This window comes from Pseudomonas chlororaphis, assembly GCA_001023535.1.
GTDB classification, from domain to species: Bacteria; Pseudomonadota; Gammaproteobacteria; order Pseudomonadales; family Pseudomonadaceae; genus Aquipseudomonas; species Aquipseudomonas chlororaphis_E.
Map to the genome: position 1 here is coordinate 2,540,744 of CP011020.1, position 18,545 is coordinate 2,559,288.

Below are 18,545 nucleotides of genomic sequence, written 5' to 3' on the forward strand. Positions count from 1 at the left end.
CAGAGGGTTGGGCGGCTGATTGCTGAGTGACTACATTTAGTTAAAGAGGGTCTGCTGCGCAGCCCAGCGGGAGCAAGCTCCCTCGCCACGGTGATGGAGCAAGGCTTCAGTCCAACTTCTACTGGAGATAATTGAATGGCTAACGCGTTTAAAAGTGAGGCCTTCGAGTCGATTCACAGTTCGGCAGAAGCACTGCTGAAAATCGGCGCTATCGACGAGGCCGCCATGGGCGAGTTCGACGAGGCCTGCATTGGCGAGGCGCCTGCTGAAATCCCGCCTGCTCAGATTGAGTAAATCTGGCTAGTAGATGAGGAAGGGGCTTTTACTCATCCGGCTGGACCCTTCCACTCAATTGGCTCGCAGAGCAACCACTCCACGGAGCGCAACCCGTCTACTTGCGCCGAGGCTTAGCCCCACGAGTCAGCGTGTAAGTGGCCGGTTTGTGCGGCTCAGGCTGCGGCGCATGAATGGGCTGGAGCGCTGTGGTCAGCCCCAGGCGAAGACCGAATTTCCGCAAGATGGATTCGATGGTGCTGAGGGTCGGATTGCCCTTGTCCTTCTCGATCTGGTACAGGGCTTTGGTCGACATCTTGCACATCAGCGCGAAGGTGTCCTGATCCAGACCGGTTACCTCGAGCCTTAACCGGCGAACAGCGGTTCCGAGGGTTTCATTCCCCAGCGCATGCTGCATCACGATGTCTTCGATGATTTCCTTGCGCCGTTCGGGGGTGTTATCTGTCATCGAAGCCCCCACTCGGCCAGGCGCTTGTCCAGATTGTTCATCGGGATAGACTGAGCGCGCCTCACTTCGTCTGGAAGATCGACCAGCAGATCCGGCAACGCCCGAAACGTCTCAGCCGCTCCGCGCAGACGTTCGAAGAGCACGTCTGTGCTTACCAGGTCCTGAAAGTATCCGCAGATCGTTTTCCAGTCGGGACTTCCCATGTGCTCGGACTCCCATTTAGTGGCTCGCGTAACGCCCTCCGGGTCGAGCACCATCGGCGCGAGGTCGTAGATCGGCGCCAGCTCGAATGTGTTCTGATACCTGAAAATGGCCATGTTGCGTCCATGATTGTCCGAGTTCCCAAGGATGCGGTTAAGCAAGTCACGGCGCAGATACTCGAACACCAAATCCTCAAGCTCTGCGTCCTGCCCGTTCATGCGCCACAGATTCACCAGACGGCGGAGCACGTCCTCATGGTTCATCCTCGAGCCCGGTTCGGTGTTCCCGCACACCGAATAAATCGACTCGACTGGAATCCTTTCTACCTCGCCGTCAGCGACCCGCCGATCAAAACGTGGCATCCACAGGCTCGGCTTGTCGGCTTCCTCAAGCACCAGCCCATCTGTGGCTATCGTGTTCAAACCAAGCTGAGAGATCGCTTTGTAATAATGGTATTCCGTTCGCAGGATGTTCTTGTCGCGTTCAGTGCCCTGGTTGCGAGCAAACTTTACCAGCCAATGACGGCGCGCATGCTCGTCGCAAAGCATGGCGTCGGCATATAGGTCGCCATCCTCTCCCTCGACCATAGTCAGCTTCGGCGCTTCGCCCTGAGCGCCAGTGGCACCGCCTAGGGCAGCGCCGGACTCATAAGCGTATTCGAGAAAATCACTTGTCCTCTCTACGACCTCTTTGCGGGCAAAGGCCTCCTTGCGGGTCTGATCGATTTGCTCGAAAGACTCCTTCACGCGCAAGTGCCCTATGGGCGAAGGGGTGCAGCGGCTCAAAAGGAAAAAGCCCATGTCCATCCCAACCGGTCTTTCTCCACCAAATCGCCGCTGCAACGATTTACGGGCGGCGCCGGCCGGTATGATGTCGTACACAAACGGGGGGTACCCTTTGCTATCGACAGGGTTCCAGCTCAACGGAAGGTTGACGCTGACGGCAGGCTCGAAGAGCGTCTCGAATTTATCGATGAATTCGACCAGGTAACTCTGAGCGTAAGATGCGGCGCAACGCGACTCATCGACCTTTTGAGCGTCCGATACAGAGAGCACCATTGCGTCGTGCCAATGGCCTTTGATATAGGCCTGGATCGTGAGCTGTCCTACCATAGCGCGCCATACAATCGGAATTATGATGCCGACTAATGTGACTCATACAGGCTTTCTCAGCAATATAATTCTGACTAACGACATGCATGTGGAGTTAATCGGCATTTTGATACCGACTCACCTAAGCTCGATAGCCAAATCATTCAGTACTCCCCCACCACCCGCTATTAATACCCTCCCCCCACTCAAGGACCCGAGCCCCTCATGAAATTCGACCTCGCCTACTGCCGCAGCCTCGACGACAAGCTGTCGATCTATGACGTGCGCGATTTGAATTTCGACGAGACGGTGGGCTTCGATTCCGCGAAGGAACAGTTCCAGTGCCCCAACGACGCCTGTCGGGCGGCGTTCGATGCGGCGAATGTGTTGGGGACGTTCAATGCCAAGAATGTGAACTACGTGCGCACGCCGCACTTCAAGAACATTCCCAGCACGCGGCATGTCGAGGGTTGTCCTTATGCGAGCCTGAAAACTCCGACTACCGGCCTGGAGGCGGATGCTGCGCAATTGGATGACGGTCGAGAGGAACACTTCCCTTCGGAGCTATTGCTGACCCGGCGTGAGTATCTGCGTAAGCCGTCCAGCCCGGCAGTGGCGGCAGACGTCATGCGCGAGGAGCGAGTGCCTTCAGCCGGCAATAACGTCGAGCACCCGAGCCGTGATTCAGCGCCGGACAAGACCCATGTGTTCGCCCATCCAGTGGAATGTTTTGTGTCGAACTTCGCCGACAAGGATCTGCTCAAGCGCATGCCGTTGAAGATTGGCGAGCACACGGCGCCCTATGCATCGTTCTTCAAGAAGATCGAATACTTGCTGGACAACAAGGGGCTGATCTACTGGGGCAAGATCAAGAAGATCGAGGATTATCACAGCGCCAGTTTTCGCGTGGACTTCGAGCAGAAGGTCTGGACCCAGCTACCGGGCGAGGCGAAGAAAAAGCCTTATTCGGTCAACGTTTACCTGAGCAAGAAGCTGATCGACAGCTACCGCAAGCGTAAGGCGTTTCTGCAAGAGATCAAGCATGCCGCCGAGAGCGAACGGGATTTGTACTGCTTCTTCTACGGCGTGACGCCGGAGCTGAAGCAGGTGCCGAGCAAGAAAAACCCCGAACAGACGTTCGGGGTGTTCAGCGCCAACATAGAGAACCTGGACCACTTCATTATTCGTGAAGCGCCGGGGTTGGCCGATAACTGATCTCGGCTTGGGCTGACAGCAACCCTACACGCGCCGGTGTTTCAGTTCATAGTCCATCTTGGACAAGCTGCCGCTCAAACGCCCGCATCTCCCGTCTCACTTCCATCCGTCGTTCACGGGCTTTCTGAACGCTGGGCTCATCCAGTCCACCATAACGCCGCAACCAGTGAATAATCATTTCCTCATCTGGGAAGTAATAGTCCTTGTGCCCCTTGCTGCCTCTCGGGGTGTTGTTCATATCACCATCAAAGCGGCCTGCGGAGAATTCATCAGAAGGCAACGTTCCCCACTCAGCGGCGCAATCCTCGAAAACCCAGGAGATTTCATTGATGTGCTTTTGCGCACCGCGATGGCCGCGCTTGTAAAAAACGGACTCATGACAACTTTCCTGGAAGCGGGCCATCATTGGCTCGTCATCGACCCAGTGCAAAAGGTCATATTGCCCGGCGTGGCGCATCAAGCCGTTGATCCAACGCTCGGAAAACCGATGAATAAAACCTTCCACGTCAGCTTTTTTGGCGTCAGCGAAGATCATGCAATAACGGGTTTGCACATGGATGACGAACAACACATGTTTACGTTGGACAGTAATGGCATGGACCAACCACTGTTCTGCGAATCCATCCACCTCATCGTCCTCGATAACGGGTGACGGAGGCTTCTCCACTGGAGTGATTTTCTTGCCTTTGTGCACGCGGCTAAAGAAGTTACAAGCCGCTTCGGTGCAATTGAAGATCAACATGGTGTGCTCTGCTTGAAAAGGACTATGCGTCTGTGGCCCATTCTATTTCATAGGGCTGACGAACAGCGTCGGAAATCCGTTCTCGTAACTCGTCGCTCAGAACCATCAGCTCCTGATCGCTCAGCAGGTCATAGGCGACCATCAGCCTCAAAGATAGGGAAACTTCTTTGCGTCGACGTCCGTTGAAGGCCATCGACAGGTCTTTGTCTCGATTGCGTATGAGACCATACAGCGTTGCGTATCGAGCGTGGGCCGATAAAGTTTCGTTCTGAGCGATCGTCTGGGCATCAGCAAGAACCCCTTTGCAGAAGCGGTCCAGCGCCAGTTCGTAGAGCTCGTTGTAACTTTTCCAGTCACTATCGGAAATAGACATACCACCCCTCCTCCGTTAGACGCCAGGGTACACCGAGCGCTTGGCTGAAGCCGACCACTGGTCACCCATCAAAAAAATGAGATTGATCCGGTTTCAAAACAACTGTACAAAAACACAGTATTTTGAATCCACTGCTTTGGAGCATCCCATGGCCTCTCTCGCACTCAAAACCACCCTGGAACGCATCGCTGTCTATCAATTCACCCCTGCCCACAGCGCGCAAGCCCGCGCCATGCTGGGGTGGAGTGTCGAGGAGTTGTCCCGTCGGTCGGGCGTCTCGGTACCCGCCATCCAACGCTTCGAAGCCGGGGGTGAACTGCTCGATGTAACCCGACTGGCGCTGGCGTTTCGCTTTGAAGCCGAAGGCCTGGTGTTCTTCCCTGGCTTTGCACCGGGGCGTGGCATGAACATCAAGGGTGCTACACCGGACCCGATGGGACGGGCCGACTACGCGATGATCGAATAGCCGGGCCGCTGCGGCGGGCGTCAGGCCGCGCCAGTCTGGTTCTGATAGGCCGACGCCTCTACCTCCAGCCACCAGGCCCGGCCACGGTGCGGATGGGTCAGGGTGAAGGCTTCGCCCATCTGTGGCGTGGTAATGAGCACGTTGCGCTCCCAGGCCAGCGCCAGGATGCGGTCGAAGGGTTCAAACCAGGCATGCATCGCCAGGTCGAATGTACCGTTGTGGATCGGCAGCAGCCAACGCCCACGCAGGTCGATATGAGCCTGCAATGTCTGCTCGGGCTGCATGTGCACGTGAGGCCAGTCGACGTTATAGGCGCCGGTTTCCATCAGGGTCAGGTCAAAGGGGCCGTATCGCTCGCCGATGCGCTTGAAACCGTCGAAGTAACCGGTGTCGCCGCTAAAGAAAATCCGCGCGCCGCCATCGATCATCACCCAGGAAGCCCATAACGTGCTGTTGCCGTTGAACAGCCCGCGACCGGAAAAATGCTGTGATGGTGTGGCGATGAACTCGATACCGTCCACTTCGGTACTTTGCCACCAATCCAGCTGACGCACCTTGCTGGCCTCGATACCCCATTTGACCAGGATGTCACCCACGCCAAGGGGTGTGAGGAAGTGCCGGGTCTTGGCGGCAAGCTTGAGGATGGCCTGATGGTCGAGGTGGTCGTAATGGTCATGAGACAGGATCACCGCCTCGATCGGCGGCAGATCCTCCAGGCTGACGGGCGGCTGGTGGAAACGCTTGGGGCCGGCCCATTGCACGGGCGATGCACGGTCGGAGAACACCGGGTCGGTGATCCAGAACTTGTCGCGCAGTTTGAGCAGAACCGTGGAGTGGCCGAGACGGAACACACTCTGGTTCGGTGCTGCCAGCAGCTCGGCGCGGGTCAGCGGCTGGACGGTGATGGCCCCTGCCGGACGGGTGGTACGGGGCTTGTGGAGGAGCATGTTCCAGATGATGCGCAGCATCTGGCCAAACCCTTCTCGCGGTGTATGGGCGTGATTGTGATACTTCCCTTGTTCGTGTCGGGAGGCCGGGTTGGCAGCTGCGTTATCGGTCGTGGAAGAAGGAATACTCATGGTGCGATAACTCCAGGAACGTCGTCGAATTACGCTTCGTCTTTGTAGGACGTTTGATGGCTGCGACGTGCACGCTCAGCCGTTCGCGACAAAACTACACCACTCGGTGTAGTTTCTAGATTGCATGAATCCCGGGAGCAAGTAAACTGCCGAGTGTAATTTGCCCTTCTCAACCGACGAATGCCCATGACCGTACCGCAGCGCCTCACCGAACGAAAACGCGAAGCCATCCTCCAGGCCGCGATTGCCGAATTCCGCATCAACGGTTTCGAGATCACCAGCATGGACAGGATCGCGGCGACGGCCGGCGTGTCGAAGCGCACGGTGTACAACCACTTTCCGAGCAAGGAAGAGCTGTTTGCCGAAATTCTGAGTCGGCTATGGGAGAGCATCACCGCTGAACAGGAGATGGCCTATGACCCGTTGGAGCCTTTGCGTGAGCAGCTACGTCGGTTGCTGCAAGCCAAGCTACAACTCTTATCGGAGGAAAACTTCCTCGATCTGGCGCGTATCGCCATTGCCGCAACCATTCACTCACCCGAACGTGCCCAAGACATGGTGTCGCGCATGGGCCAGCGTGAAGAGGGCCTCACCACCTGGATTCGCCAAGCCCAGGTCGATGGCCGGCTAAAGCCGGTGGAGCCGGAATTCGCTGCCCAGCAAATGCACGGTTTGATCAAGACCTTCGCCTTCTGGCCACAGATTTCCATGGGGCAACCAAGCCTGACCCATGAGGAGCAAGTGCAGGTGATCGAGTCAGCCCTCGACATGTTCCTGGTTCGCTATCAGGCTTGAGTGCCCACCACCGGGAGTCGCGTCACGAGGGTCATTGCGCCGAGGAAGTGTTCACGAATTTCTGATGCATTTCGGTGGTCAGGCTGTCGATGCGCTCGGTCAGTGCCTTGGTCATTTCCGTCAGGCGGGTGTTCTGCTCCAACAACTCGAGCAACTGCGCCGTATTGTGCGCGGCCTGGGCTTGGCGCTCAGTGTTGGCAATGGCCAGGGCTTCGCGATGTTGCGCATCGGCTTCCGCCTGGGCTTTGTCGCGAGCGGCCTGGCGAGTTTGCGCCAGCAGGATCAGCGGGGCGGCGTAGGCCGACTGCAGACTGAACGCCAGATTGAGCAAGATGAACGGATAAGCGTCGAAATGCACGATGCCCGACAGGTTCAAGCCTACCCAGATCAGCACGATCAGGGTTTGTGCGCCGAGGAACATCGGCGTGCCGAAAAAACGCGCGAACGCCTCCGCTCGCAACGCAAAGCGATCATTCCCGAAGGTGGGTGCCAGATGCGCGTGAGGCCGATGAAAACGCAAGTGATCCACGGGGGCCGCGGGGGTGGATGGGTAAGGGGTCGCCATGATGTTCTCCGCCTGGGGCTGGTGCTGAAGGCACTATAACCGCTGGGCGATCATCATCTATCTCGGCACGCTTGGCTCATGAAACATCAGCGCTGCCGCAAATTACGCCCCAACTCGTCGAACAATGTCACCACCGAACGCAAGGCGCGGCAGTCTGGTCGTGTCAGCAGCCAGAGCGACGTGTCATACCCCGCCAACGGTTCGCCGAAGGGGATCAAGCCCTGGCCTTCACCGATCAGAAAATCCGGCAAGGCGGCGACACCCAGGCCGGCCCGCGCCAACTCGGCGACCGAGAGCATGCTGTTGCAGCGATAGGCTGGCATCACGGCGGGCAGATGTTGTCGGCGCCAGGCCACGGTGGGGTGATCGGGGAGGAAGTCGTCCGGCGCAATCCAGGTCAGGGACGCCAAGTCATCCAGATTCGCGCCGGACAGGAAGACCGGACTCCCGCAGACTCGGTAGACGACACCACCAAGGTGCCGCCCCACCAAATGTTCCGGCGGCGAGCGGGTCAGGCGCAAGGCGATGTCAGCATCGCGACGGCTCAGGTTGGCGAAGTCGTTCGACGTACTCAGGTCCAGGTTCAACGCCGGATACGCGGGCATGAACCGCGCCAGCGCCGGCAACAACAGCACCTGCAGGACCGAGTCGGAGCACGTCAGGCGCACCGTGCCGCTGACGACCTCGCCGCCCTGCTCCACGCCGATGCGTGCCGCCTCCAGGGCCTGTTCGGCGCGCTCAGCCTGCTCGGACAGCGTCTGGGCCAAGCTCGTGGGCAGATACCCGGCACGGCTTTTTTCGAACAGGGGTTGGCCCAGGGCCGCCTCGAGTCGGCGCACCGAACGAAACACGGTGGACACGTCTACGTCCAGCAACCGCGCCGCCCGAGCCAGCGAGCCTCCACGCACCAACGCCAGGATCAGGGAGAGGTCGGGATAGTCCAGTCGATAGTGCGTGGATGCATTGAACACTTGGGTAAACGCCAATATTGATTGCGTGAACGCCAATCTATAGTGGCCGCCAGCAATCAACAAGCGGCGAGATTTCCATGGAAAACCAGCGTCCTTTGCACATCGCCCTGGTCGGCGATCATGACCCACAAATCACGGCCCACCGGGCGATCCCCCTGGCCCTTGAACAGGCCAGCCAGCAAACAGGCCACGGGCTTCGTTTTCAGTGGCTGGCCACCGACCTGATCGAGCACAGCACGCTGATGAACGACTTCGACGGCATCTGGTGCGTACCGGGCAGCCCTTACCGAAATGAAGACGGCGCTTTGCACGCCATTCGGTTTGCCCGTGAACAACGTCGTCCGTTCCTCGGCACCTGCGGCGGTTTCCAGCATGCGGTGTTGGAATACGCGCGCCACGTGATGGGCTGGACCGATGCCGCCCACGGCGAGAACTCCCCCGAGGCTGAACGGCTCGTGGTGACGCCGCTGAGCTGCGCCTTGATCGAAACCCTCGACAGCCTTCAGTTCGACGCGGGGTCACTGATTGCCCGGGCCTATGGACGCCAGACAGCGTTCGAAAGCTATCGCTGCCGCTTCGGGCTCAACCCGGCCTTCGAAAAAGACCTGCTCGGCCAGCGCCTGCACGCCGTCGCCCGGGACTCGACCGGTGACTTGCGCGCGGTGGAACTGCGCGATCATCCGTTCTTTGTCGCGACATTGTTTCAGCCCGAACGAGCCGCGCTGGAAGGCCGCACGCCGCCGCTGGCGAAGGCATTTGTCGAGGCATGCGCCAAGACCCGCGCCTGAGTGTCACCGGGTATCGATCAACTGATCCGTGGGGATCAGCCCTCCACGACCAACTGCCGCACCGCTACGATTTCAGGCAGGTCGGTGCGGGCCATGTAGACCCGCAGCGGATCAGTGAGGTTGATCCGGTCGTCGACATGCTGGTCCAGCAGCAGTTGGATCCGCTCGCGCTTGAGGGCCATGGTGCCGTCTGCCACCGGCCCCCAGACAAATTCACAGGTGGGGATGATGCCGTCGTCGGCCACGTCCATGCCGAAGGCGTCTTCGCTGAAACGCACGATGTACTGGCCGGTCTTGCGGTTCAGGCCGACAAAACCCTTGAGCTGGTCGGCGGCCTGGCAGATGAGTGTCGAAGTGGTGCGCATGGTAAACCTCATGGATGCGTCCCCTGGGGACGGCTGATCGATGGTTTACACGCAGGGCGGCGAATGCTGATTCAAGGTCTCCCTCTGCCGGGGAAACTGGTGCGACCAAGGGTACTGCAAAGCGGTGCGCCAATGCGTGGGAAAAATCTGCTTCGCACGCATTTATGTCGGTATGGCGATAGCGCCGACGGCGTTCAGTTGTTAAAAGATAGGTTTTTGCACACCCACGAAAGGAACTCGAGCATGCCTGTCACCTTCACCCGCAGCGCCTTGATGCTGAGCCTGGTGCTCGGCTTCGGCCAGGCCCACGCCGCCGAAGCGTTGAGCCCCAAGGCCCTGGCAGCTCGCCAGGGCATCCCTCATCCAGCGGTCATCGCCCACCGTGGCGCCTCGTTCGACGCGCCGGAATCCACCGCGGCTTCCTACACGCTGGCTCGCGACCTGGGGGCGGACTACCTGGAACTGGACCTGCAACGCAGCAAGGATGGCGTGTTGTTCGTGCTGCATGACGACAGCCTGCTGCGCACCACGGACGTCGCGAGCAAATTTCCCGAGCGAAAGGACAGCACCGCCAACGCCTTCACCATGGCAGAGCTCAAGACCCTGGACGCCGGCAGCTGGTTCAACACGACCTACCCGGACCGCGCGCGCCCCTCGTTCGCCGGCCTGAAGATCCTGACCCTCGATGAAGTGATCGACATTGCCGAAGGCAACCCGCAGCACAAACCGGGGCTGTACATCGAAACCAAGGAGCCGAAGCTGTTCCCCGGCATCGAGCGTGACCTCAAGGACAAGTTGCAGGACCGTGGCTGGCTGAGTCCGTCCGGGTCCAAGCTTGCCAAGAGCGCCACCGGCGTCGGCCAAGGCAAGGGCAAGGTGGTCTTGCAGACCTTCGAGAAGAGCAGCCTCGAACTGTTGCAAAAAGAGATGCCGAAGGTGCCGAAGATCCTCTTGCTGTGGGTCGGCGAAGGCAACATCGAGCCCAAGTCCAAGGTGCCGTTTGCCGAGTCCGGGGAAACAGACAAGGCGGCCTACTACGCCAAACAGGAACCCAAAGACAAGGCCGAGTTCGAGAAATGGGTCCAGTACGCCAAGGCCCAGGGCGCCATCGGCACCGGGCCGTCCGCCGCACTGACCCATGGCGGTAGCCAGAGTTACGCGGACCTGGTCAAACCCTGGATGAACCAGTACACCCATGACCAGGGCCTGCTGGTGCACGTCTACACCGTGGATGAGGCAGTGGACTTCAAGAAAGTGCTGGATGCCGGCGTCGATGGCATCTTTACCAACCGCGCCAGTGAACTGCTCAAGTACTTCAAGCGTCCCGAGACTGGCAGCGTGGCACAACTGCTGAAAAAGAACGGGTATTGAAACCGAAGAGGCCTTTGGGGAACCACAGGCCTCTGGGTGCATTCCAAGTTATTGCAAATTAAGGGTGAATTAAGTTGCCAGCGTTAGCCTGAACCCACTTAAACGAATCACCCCTTTAATGACACAAGGAAAGCACTTATGAAAACGTTGACTGCCCTCTTTACCGCCGCTGCCCTGACCCTCACCGCCGGCCTGGCACAAGCCGACGTCCGGATCGACCAGATTCCCCAGTTGGTCAAGGAAGGCAAAATCAAGTCCCTTGAGTCGATGAACGCAGAAGCCCTGAAGTTGCACCCGGGCGCGACCATCACCGACACCGACCTGGACAATCACTTCAACGGTTATGAATATGAAGTTGAACTGAAGACCGCTGACGGCAAAGAGTTCGACGTCGACTTCGATGCCACCACTGGCGAAGTTCTGAGCAACAAGCAAGACACTTGATTGACCTGCAAAAAGAGCCGCGCAACTTCCCGTTGCGCGGCTCTTTTTTTTGCCTGGATTTAAACCTGTCGGTCCCCTCACAACTGTCACAAAACCATCAAGAAAGCTTGCGATGATGCCACTCAAGTGAACCTGTAGCCGCGACAGGCACTTCCCGCCAGCGAGCCTTCATGAATCACAGCATCGATCAAAGCCACCGCGATCCGGACCTGTTCGGCCTGCTCTACGGGTTTCGTTTCCGTCCCGGCCAGCGTGGACAGGAAATCGACTCGGCCCAAGCCCTGCGAAGCCTGCAACACCCCCAGGACGCCGATGAGTTCCTCTGGCTGCACCTGAATCTGGCCCATGCCGCGTGCGAGCGCTGGATGAAAAGTCACCTGGCCTTGCCACAGGAATTCTTCGAAGCCCTGCATGAAGGCTCGCGCTCGACCCGCATCGAACACGTGGATTCGGCGTTGCTGGCGGTGGTGAACGACGTGGTGTTCAACCTCAGCAACCTGGTGTCTTCGGACGTCTCCACGTTGTGGGTGTGCGTTCACAGCCGTTTGATCGTCAGCGCCCGCCTGCAACCCCTGCACTCGGTCGACAAGCTGCGCTCCTCGGTCAAGGCCGGCGAATGCTTTCGCTCACCACTGGAGTTGCTCGTGCACCTGCTGCGCGACCAGGGTGAAGTACTGACCCAGATCGTGCGCAAGACCAGCCTAGGCGTCGACCAGATCGAAGATCAGTTGCTGTCTTCGCGCCTGTCCACCAATCGCGCCGAGTTGGGCAGCCAGCGCCGGGTGCTGGTGCGCCTGCAGCGCCTGCTGGCGCTGGAGCCCGGTTCGTTGTTGCGCCTGCTCAACCGCCCGCCGCAATGGTTGCAGAAAGAAGACGTCAAGGAACTGCGCAAATCCACCGAGGAATTCGCCCTGATCATCAACGACCTGACCGCGCTGGGCGAGCGGATCAAGCTGTTGCAGGAAGAGATCGCCGCCAACCTCAATGAACAGAGCAACCGTACCCTGTTCACCCTGACGGTGGTCACGGTGCTGGCCTTGCCCATCAACATCATTGCCGGTTTCTTCGGCATGAACGTCGGCGGCGTGCCATTGGCCACCGATCCCGAAGGTTTCTGGATCCTCGTGGCACTGGTGGCGACCTTCACCCTGATCGCCGGTCGATGGGCGTTTCGCAAGCGACGCGACTATTGAGCCGGTGGCGCGGGCGTTGGCTGCTCGATGCGCCTCTTGATGTTCGCCGGGACGCCTTGTTCACGCGCGATCAACTCACCCAGGATGCCCTGGACGTCGTGCTGGCGTTCCTCGAATGGCTTCATCCGATTGTCGGCGGCCTTTGCAAGCCTGTCGACAAGCTTGCCTTGACCTGTCCAGACAATCCCATCTGTCGGTGCAACAGGATTTAAACGTCTTTTTGTCATTTCTCCTGCTGTATCCTGCCCAGGCTTTTTTAAAAGCGCGGATCTACCAGATCTATCCACAGACTTTGCGAGGAGCGCGATATGCACGAGATCCCTAATCTCCCCTTCCCAAGCCTGCACGACACTGAGCAGACGACCACGCTACAAGCCGGGGGGCCGGCAGACGCCCAGCAACCCGAACCCAAAGAAGCCACTGAACGCCGCCAGGCCGACAGCCAAGACTGATCCACCGCGTAACCAGACCGTGTGGAAAGCGCTAAGATGCGCTTTCCACACTGCCTGAATCCGAGCCCTGCGATGACCGATGACACCTCCCCCTTCAGCGAAGCCCAGGCCAGCGTACTGATCGGCACCGCCGAGAAAATGGTCGAGATCTGGACGCGCTTGTCGCCTGAAAAACAAGCCGCGCTGCTGGCCCGTTTCGGCACCGAGGAAAACGCCCTGGCCGCCCTGGTCACCAGTCACCTGGTCAGCGAACAAGGCACTGACTGAACAAGCCGCCGGGCAAATAGTTTTACTTTTCCGCACCCTGCCCCCACGGTCGCCGTTATCATAAGCAGCCTATCTATTGTTGCTGCTCCGTGGACCCTTTCCCCATGTCAGATTCTCAGCGCCCCCTGGCGGTCACGCTGCAAGTTGTTTCCATCGTCCTATTCACCTTCATTGGTTACCTGAACGTCGGTATCCCGCTCGCCGTGCTGCCCGGGTACGTCCATGGCGAGCTGGGTTTCGGTGCGGTCATTGCCGGGCTGGTGATCAGCGTCCAGTACCTCGCCACCCTGCTCAGCCGCCCTTACGCGGGCCGGATCATCGATAACCTGGGGAGCAAGCGCGCGGTCATGATCGGCCTGGCCGGTTGCGGGCTGAGCGGGGTGTTCATGCTGGTGTCGGCCTGGACGCCGAGCCTGCCGATGCTCAGCCTGGCCAGCCTGTTCATCGGCCGCCTGGTGCTGGGCAGCGCCGAAAGCCTGGTGGGCTCGGGCTCCATCGGCTGGGGGATTGGCCGGGTCGGCGCGGCGAATACCGCCAAGGTCATCTCCTGGAACGGCATTGCCAGCTACGGTGCGCTGGCGATCGGCGCGCCGCTGGGGGTGTGGCTGGTCAATACGCTGGGACTGTGGAGCATGGGCGTCAGCATTATCCTGCTGGCCTCGTTGGGCCTGGCATTGGCCTGGCCGAAACTGGCCGCGCCCATCGTCGCCGGTGAACGCCTGCCCTTCATGCACGTGCTGGGTCGCGTCCTGCCCCACGGCTGCGGCCTGGCCCTGGGCTCCATCGGATTTGGCACCATCGCCACCTTCATCACCCTGTACTACGCCACCCAGCACTGGGAAAACGCCGTGCTCTGCCTGAGCCTGTTCGGCGCCAGCTTCATCGGTGCGCGGCTGTTGTTCGGCAACCTGATCAACCGCCTCGGTGGCTTTCGCGTGGCGATTGCCTGCCTGTCGGTGGAGGTCCTGGGGCTGTTGCTGCTATGGCTGGCGCCCGATGCCCACTGGGCGTTGGCGGGGGCGGCGTTGAGCGGTTTCGGTTTTTCCCTGGTGTTCCCGGCGTTGGGCGTGGAGGCGGTCAACCTGGTGCCGGCGTCCAGTCGCGGCGCGGCGGTGGGTGCCTATTCGTTGTTCATCGACCTGTCACTGGGGATCACCGGTCCCTTGGCCGGTGCCATTGCCGCAGGCTTTGGCTTCGCGTCGATCTTCCTGTTCGCGGCGCTGGCCGCCTTGGGCGGGTTGGCCCTGAGCGTGTACTTGTACCGGCAAGCGCCAAGGCAGCGCGAGGCACGGACGCGCAACTAGAAATCCACCTTGCCGCGTCCGGCCTTGATCGAGCCGCGCTTGGTCTTGGATTCCAGCCGACGTTTCTTCGAGCCCAGCGTCGGTTTGGTGGGACGCCGCTTCTTCTCGACCTTGGTGGCCCCGAGGATCAGTTCGACCAGGCGCTCCAGCGCATCGGCCCGGTTCTGTTCCTGGGTGCGGTATTGCTGGGCCTTGATGATCAACACACCGTCGCTGGTGATGCGGCTGTCGCGCAGGGCCAGCAACCGTTCCTTGTAGAACTCGGGCAAGGACGAAGCCGGGATGTCGAAGCGCAGGTGCACGGCGCTGGACACCTTGTTGACGTTCTGCCCCCCGGCGCCCTGGGCGCGGATGGCCGTCAGCTCGATCTCGGCGTCGGGAATGTGCACGGTGTTGGAAATCGCCAGCATTGGGAAAAGGTCCGGTATTCAGGCCGCCAAGAATACCCCGAATCGCCAGCGCAACACCCATCCTGCTGTGGCATCGGGCTTGCTGGCGACAGCGCTGTGTCAGTCGACGAAGCATTGAATGTAACGACGCTTTCGCGGGCAAGCCCGCTCCCACAAAGGATCGCGTGAGCCAGAAAAACCAGACCCGGCACGCGGCCGGGTCTGGTGTGTTTCGGGGCGCCTACTTGGCCGCTGCCACAGCCAGTTCCTGACGGGCACTGCGCTTGTTCTTGATCACGTAGCACACCCCCATGAACGCCAGCCACACCGGAATCGCGTACACCGAGACCTGGATGCCGGGGATCAGCAACATCACGCCAAGGATGAACACCACGAACGCCAGGCAGATGTAGTTGCCGTAGGGATACCACAGCGCCTTGAACAGCGGCACCTGGCCGGTCTGGTTCATGTGCTGGCGAAACTTGAAGTGTGAGTAGCTGATCATCGCCCAGTTGATCACCAGGGTCGCGACCACCAGCGACATCAGCAGCTCCAGCGCGTGTTGCGGGATCAGGTAGTTCAACAGCACCGCCACCAGCGTGATCGCCGCCGACGCCAGGATCGAGCGCACCGGCACGCCGCGCTTGTCGATCTTGGCCAGGGCCCGTGGAGCATCGCCCTGCTCGGCCATGCCCAGCAGCATGCGGCTGTTGCAGTAGGTGCCGCTGTTGTACACCGACAGCGCAGCGGTCAGGACCACGAAGTTGAGGATGTGCGCCGCCGTGTTGCTGCCCAGCATCGAGAACACCTGCACGAACGGGCTGCCGCTGTAGGCGTCGCCGGAAGCGTTGAGGGTGCTCAGCAGGCTGTCCCAAGGCGTCAGGGACAACAGCACCACCAGGGCGCCGATGTAGAAAATCAGGATCCGGTAGATCACCTGGTTGATGGCCTTGGGGATCACGGTTTTCGGCTTGTCGGCCTCGGCGGCGGTGAAGCCGAGCATTTCCAGGCCACCGAAGGAGAACATGATGATTGCCATGGCCATCACCAGGCCGCTGACGCCGTTGGGGAAGAACCCGCCGTGCGACCACAGGTTGGTCACCGACGCTTGCGGCCCACCATGGCCGCTGACCAGCAGATAGCTGCCCAGGGCAATCATGCCGACAATCGCCACCACCTTGATGATGGCGAACCAGAACTCGGCCTCGCCGAACACCTTGACGTTGGCCAGGTTGATGGCGTTGATCAGGATGAAGAACGCGGCCGCCGAAGCCCAGGTCGGAATGTCCGGCGCCCAGTAGTGGATGTACTTGCCCACCGCGGTCAGCTCGGACATGCCCACCAGGATGTAGAGGATCCAGCAGTTCCAACCCGACAGGAAGCCGGCGAAACCGCCCCAATACTTGTGGGCAAAGTGACTGAAGGAACCGGCCACCGGCTCTTCGACGATCATTTCGCCCAACTGGCGCATGATCATGAAGGCGATGAAGCCGCAGATGGCGTAGCCGAGGATCATCGACGGACCGGCCGACTTCAGCACCCCGGCCGAACCCAGGAACAGACCGGTACCGATGGCGCCGCCGAGGGCGATCAATTGGATATGGCGATTTTTCAGGCCGCGTTTCAGCTCGCCTGAATGCGAGTTTTGTCCACTCATGAAAAGGGTCTCACGCAAGGTTTGATGATGTTCGTAGGACGTTGCCGCTCAAATGGATTTCAAGCAGCGCCCATCAAACCCCAGCGCAGGCACCAGGAATTCAGCGTATTTACAACGGTCATGCGTCACCTGTTTGTTTTTATCTGTGACGAAATCGAACCCGACACGCTTGTGACGTGGCGGAATGAGCAAGGCGGATAACCTTGAAGGTGCGTGGGTACGCGAAGGGTCACAGTAAAACGCGGCGCATTGTACACCGCCGACCTTTTGCCGCCAGACACCCTCACAAGGCATGGCACGCATCTGACCCTGCCCCAGGAGCGGAAACAAGGCGCCCCATTCCCTGGAAAACTCCGTTTGAAGGGCTTGATGGAAGCTTTTTCTTACATTCGTCGGTACAGGTGTTTGGGATCGACGCGGCACTGGCTTTTCGTCAGCTTTTCTTTACAAGGCGTAACGCATTTTTTCCATGTAGGAAATTTCTGTCATCCGTCTGGAAATTGACGGTAGGAAGCTAGCTAATGAATAAACCTCACAGCCAATTGTTTTACCTCAGCAAAAAAACCCGCCGAAAATGGAACAAAAAGTTCATCTGAAAAAATAAAAATTATTTTTTGCATTCCAAAAAACCCTCGACTAGGTTTTCACCGACTTGCCAAGGCATCGTGCCGACAAGTTTTGCGGTGCCCCCTGCGGCCAGTTTCCACTCGCCGATCGGCCCGCTCATTTCCGTAAAAGTCCTCTAGGAGATTCACTATGCAAACACTGGACAAAGACTTGGAAACCGAACTGCAACTGGACGAATGGTTTGAAGCGCCAACCCATGAAGCCGCTGTTGAAATGATGCAAGCCGACGCGGTCGTTCCGTTCGGCACGGCGATGTGGCCTCTGTAGGCACAGCCCGGCGGAGGCGGTCCGGCCGGTCGACTCCGCCACTTTTTGCCGTTGTCAGGGAAGCCAAATAGATTTGTCAGGGAAGAACAAGCATGGACACACAACGAGCCATCTCACATTTCCTTTACTACCTCGATCACCATCCAGCCCTGGCCGGCATCCAGCCCGCCAAGGTCTTGCTCGGCCACACCGCCGACTACGAGGCACTGACCGGCGCCATCGTCGAACAGGCGGGCAGCGGTTCACCTTTGCAGTTCAGTGCCATGCGCCTGGACCTCGAATCCACGGAGCGCCTGTCCAAGGCCATTGCCGACAGCGATCTGTACATTTTCTTCTACGACTCCTCCACCCTGCCCAACCCCCGCCCGGACGGCCCGGACTTTGTTCGCGCGCTGCAAGGCGTGATGGCGGACAACTGGAGGAAATCGCTGCTGTTCAAGGACTACGGCGATTATTTCTACGACACCTTCAGCGTCATCCCCCAGCGGATCGCCGGGCTCAACAGTCACCTGATCCGGCGCATGTCCCAAGCCACGACGTTGAGCTTCCAGGATGAGCACGGCTCGTATTTCGACACGGCCCTGGACAGCGTGAAGAAGTGGACCGACATCAACGGCGTGGGCAACTACGACCTGGCCCCCGGTGAAATCGCCACTCACAGCGACACCATCAACGGCCGGGTCAAATTCGTCGGCACGTTCCTCAGCACCATCCCGTTTGCGCGCAAGTACGGTGTGCTGCAATCGCCGCTGGAGCTGTGGATCGAAGACTCCACCATTCAGAAAATCGCCACCGACGTGCCGGGCCTGGAACACGACTTCAACAAATACCTGGACGCCAATCCGTCCAACCGTCGCATCGAGGAACTGGGAATCGGCACCAATGAAGGGATCAAGAGCCTGTACGCGCGCAACGCCGGCTTCGAGGAACGTCATTGCGGCCTGCACCTGGGGCTAGGCGGCGGGGCCAAGGGCAGCCATCACCTGGACCTGATTTTCGAAAGTGGTGTGCTGGCGCTGGACAATGAAGCGATGTTCGATGGGCGGTTTGTGCTTTAGAAGCCGCTTTAAGGGCAGCTTCGAGCGGCAAGCGAGGGAGGTCTGGCAAAGAGTGGTTGAGGCGGCTGGCCCCTTCGCGGGCAAGCCCGCTCCCACAGTTGATCTCAGTGAATGGAAGATCTT

Annotated in this window: 23 protein-coding genes; 12 read left to right on the plus strand and 11 right to left on the minus strand. The window is 59.5% G+C overall.

Translation table 11 applies throughout. The annotated features are described in order from the left end of the window. Positions 1-135 precede the first annotated feature (135 nt). Positions 136-294, plus strand: coding sequence for a DNA-binding protein (locus tag VM99_11100; protein ID AKJ98574.1), 159 nt, complete (start codon positions 136-138; stop codon positions 292-294). A gap of 97 nt (positions 295-391) precedes the next feature. Here VM99_11100 and VM99_11105 read toward each other — a convergent pair whose 3' ends face one another. After that, positions 392-742 (minus strand): transcriptional regulator, encoded by a 351-nt coding sequence (locus VM99_11105; protein ID AKJ98575.1) that lies wholly within the window; start codon positions 740-742, stop codon positions 392-394. Next, positions 739-2,055: a toxin HipA gene (locus VM99_11110; protein ID AKJ98576.1), complete on the minus strand. Its 1,317-nt coding sequence runs from the start codon at positions 2,053-2,055 to the stop codon at positions 739-741. Before VM99_11110 ends, VM99_11105 begins: the two co-directional genes overlap by 4 nt. A 204-nt stretch (positions 2,056-2,259) precedes the next feature. Here VM99_11110 and VM99_11115 point away from each other — a divergent pair, with 204 nt between their 5' ends. Beyond that, positions 2,260-3,249 carry a hypothetical protein gene (locus VM99_11115; GenBank protein ID AKJ98577.1) on the plus strand — a complete coding sequence of 330 codons (990 nt, stop codon included), beginning with the start codon at positions 2,260-2,262 and terminating at the stop codon, positions 3,247-3,249. Positions 3,250-3,295: 46 nt separating this feature from the next. Here VM99_11115 and VM99_11120 read toward each other — a convergent pair whose 3' ends face one another. Further along, entirely contained in the window at positions 3,296-3,991 is a 696-nt protein-coding gene (locus VM99_11120) for a hypothetical protein (protein ID AKJ98578.1), read from the minus strand. 22 nt (positions 3,992-4,013) lie between these two features. After that, positions 4,014-4,364, minus strand: coding sequence for a hypothetical protein (locus VM99_11125; GenBank protein AKJ98579.1), 351 nt, complete (start codon positions 4,362-4,364; stop codon positions 4,014-4,016). Positions 4,365-4,512: 148 nt separating this feature from the next. On the opposite strand from VM99_11125, the gene VM99_11130 reads away from it, so the two are divergent. Further along, entirely contained in the window at positions 4,513-4,830 is a 318-nt protein-coding gene (locus VM99_11130) for an XRE family transcriptional regulator (protein AKJ98580.1), read from the plus strand. A gap of 20 nt (positions 4,831-4,850) precedes the next feature. On the opposite strand, the gene VM99_11135 is transcribed toward VM99_11130, so the two are convergent. Next, positions 4,851-5,909 carry a hydrolase gene (locus VM99_11135; GenBank protein ID AKJ98581.1) on the minus strand — a complete coding sequence of 353 codons (1,059 nt, stop codon included), beginning with the start codon at positions 5,907-5,909 and terminating at the stop codon, positions 4,851-4,853. A 186-nt stretch (positions 5,910-6,095) separates the two neighbouring features. Between VM99_11135 and VM99_11140 the strand changes: the two genes are divergently transcribed. Next, complete coding sequence (locus tag VM99_11140; GenBank protein AKJ98582.1) at positions 6,096-6,704, plus strand: TetR family transcriptional regulator; 609 nt, start codon at positions 6,096-6,098, stop codon at positions 6,702-6,704. 31 nt (positions 6,705-6,735) lie between these two features. On the opposite strand, the gene VM99_11145 is transcribed toward VM99_11140, so the two are convergent. Further along, positions 6,736-7,269 carry a membrane protein gene (locus VM99_11145; GenBank protein AKJ98583.1) on the minus strand — a complete coding sequence of 178 codons (534 nt, stop codon included), beginning with the start codon at positions 7,267-7,269 and terminating at the stop codon, positions 6,736-6,738. Positions 7,270-7,355: 86 nt separating this feature from the next. Further along, complete coding sequence (locus VM99_11150) at positions 7,356-8,303, minus strand: LysR family transcriptional regulator (protein ID AKJ98584.1); 948 nt, start codon at positions 8,301-8,303, stop codon at positions 7,356-7,358. Between the two features lie 14 nt (positions 8,304-8,317). On the opposite strand from VM99_11150, the gene VM99_11155 reads away from it, so the two are divergent. Next, entirely contained in the window at positions 8,318-9,028 is a 711-nt protein-coding gene (locus VM99_11155) for a hypothetical protein (protein AKJ98585.1), read from the plus strand. 35 nt (positions 9,029-9,063) lie between these two features. Here the strand turns inward: VM99_11155 and VM99_11160 are convergent, their stop codons facing one another. Next, complete coding sequence (locus VM99_11160) at positions 9,064-9,393, minus strand: hypothetical protein (GenBank protein AKJ98586.1); 330 nt, start codon at positions 9,391-9,393, stop codon at positions 9,064-9,066. A gap of 243 nt (positions 9,394-9,636) precedes the next feature. On the opposite strand from VM99_11160, the gene VM99_11165 reads away from it, so the two are divergent. The 3 genes from VM99_11165 (at position 9,637) to VM99_11175 (ending at position 12,401) form a co-directional block, all read left to right on the plus strand. Beyond that, entirely contained in the window at positions 9,637-10,764 is a 1,128-nt protein-coding gene (locus VM99_11165; GenBank protein AKJ98587.1) for a glycerophosphodiester phosphodiesterase, read from the plus strand. 138 nt (positions 10,765-10,902) lie between these two features. After that, entirely contained in the window at positions 10,903-11,208 is a 306-nt protein-coding gene (locus VM99_11170) for a peptidase M4 (protein AKJ98588.1), read from the plus strand. A gap of 170 nt (positions 11,209-11,378) precedes the next feature. Beyond that, complete coding sequence (locus tag VM99_11175) at positions 11,379-12,401, plus strand: magnesium transporter CorA (GenBank protein ID AKJ98589.1); 1,023 nt, start codon at positions 11,379-11,381, stop codon at positions 12,399-12,401. Here the strand turns inward: VM99_11175 and VM99_11180 are convergent. Then, positions 12,395-12,628 carry a hypothetical protein gene (locus VM99_11180; protein ID AKJ98590.1) on the minus strand — a complete coding sequence of 78 codons (234 nt, stop codon included), beginning with the start codon at positions 12,626-12,628 and terminating at the stop codon, positions 12,395-12,397. The two genes, VM99_11175 and VM99_11180, sit on opposite strands and share 7 nt — an antisense overlap. A 297-nt stretch (positions 12,629-12,925) precedes the next feature. Between VM99_11180 and VM99_11185 the strand changes: the two genes are divergently transcribed. Both VM99_11185 and VM99_11190 read left to right on the plus strand, forming a co-directional pair. Continuing rightward, complete coding sequence (locus VM99_11185; GenBank protein AKK01735.1) at positions 12,926-13,120, plus strand: hypothetical protein; 195 nt, start codon at positions 12,926-12,928, stop codon at positions 13,118-13,120. 104 nt (positions 13,121-13,224) lie between these two features. Continuing rightward, entirely contained in the window at positions 13,225-14,424 is a 1,200-nt protein-coding gene (locus VM99_11190) for an MFS transporter (GenBank protein AKJ98591.1), read from the plus strand. On the opposite strand, the gene VM99_11195 is transcribed toward VM99_11190, so the two are convergent. Both VM99_11195 and VM99_11200 read right to left on the minus strand, forming a co-directional pair. After that, positions 14,421-14,834, minus strand: coding sequence for a class I peptide chain release factor (locus VM99_11195; GenBank protein ID AKJ98592.1), 414 nt, complete (start codon positions 14,832-14,834; stop codon positions 14,421-14,423). The two genes, VM99_11190 and VM99_11195, sit on opposite strands and share 4 nt — an antisense overlap. 220 nt (positions 14,835-15,054) lie before the next feature. Continuing rightward, entirely contained in the window at positions 15,055-16,470 is a 1,416-nt protein-coding gene (locus VM99_11200) for an aromatic amino acid transporter (protein ID AKJ98593.1), read from the minus strand. Positions 16,471-17,226: 756 nt separating this feature from the next. Between VM99_11200 and VM99_11205 the strand changes: the two genes are divergently transcribed. Together VM99_11205 and VM99_11210 are read left to right on the plus strand one after the other, a co-directional pair. Then, positions 17,227-17,364 carry a mercuric reductase gene (locus VM99_11205; GenBank protein ID AKJ98594.1) on the plus strand — a complete coding sequence of 46 codons (138 nt, stop codon included), beginning with the start codon at positions 17,227-17,229 and terminating at the stop codon, positions 17,362-17,364. A 92-nt stretch (positions 17,365-17,456) separates the two neighbouring features. Further along, positions 17,457-18,422: a leucyl aminopeptidase (aminopeptidase T) gene (locus VM99_11210; protein AKJ98595.1), complete on the plus strand. Its 966-nt coding sequence runs from the start codon at positions 17,457-17,459 to the stop codon at positions 18,420-18,422. Positions 18,423-18,545 lie beyond the last annotated feature (123 nt).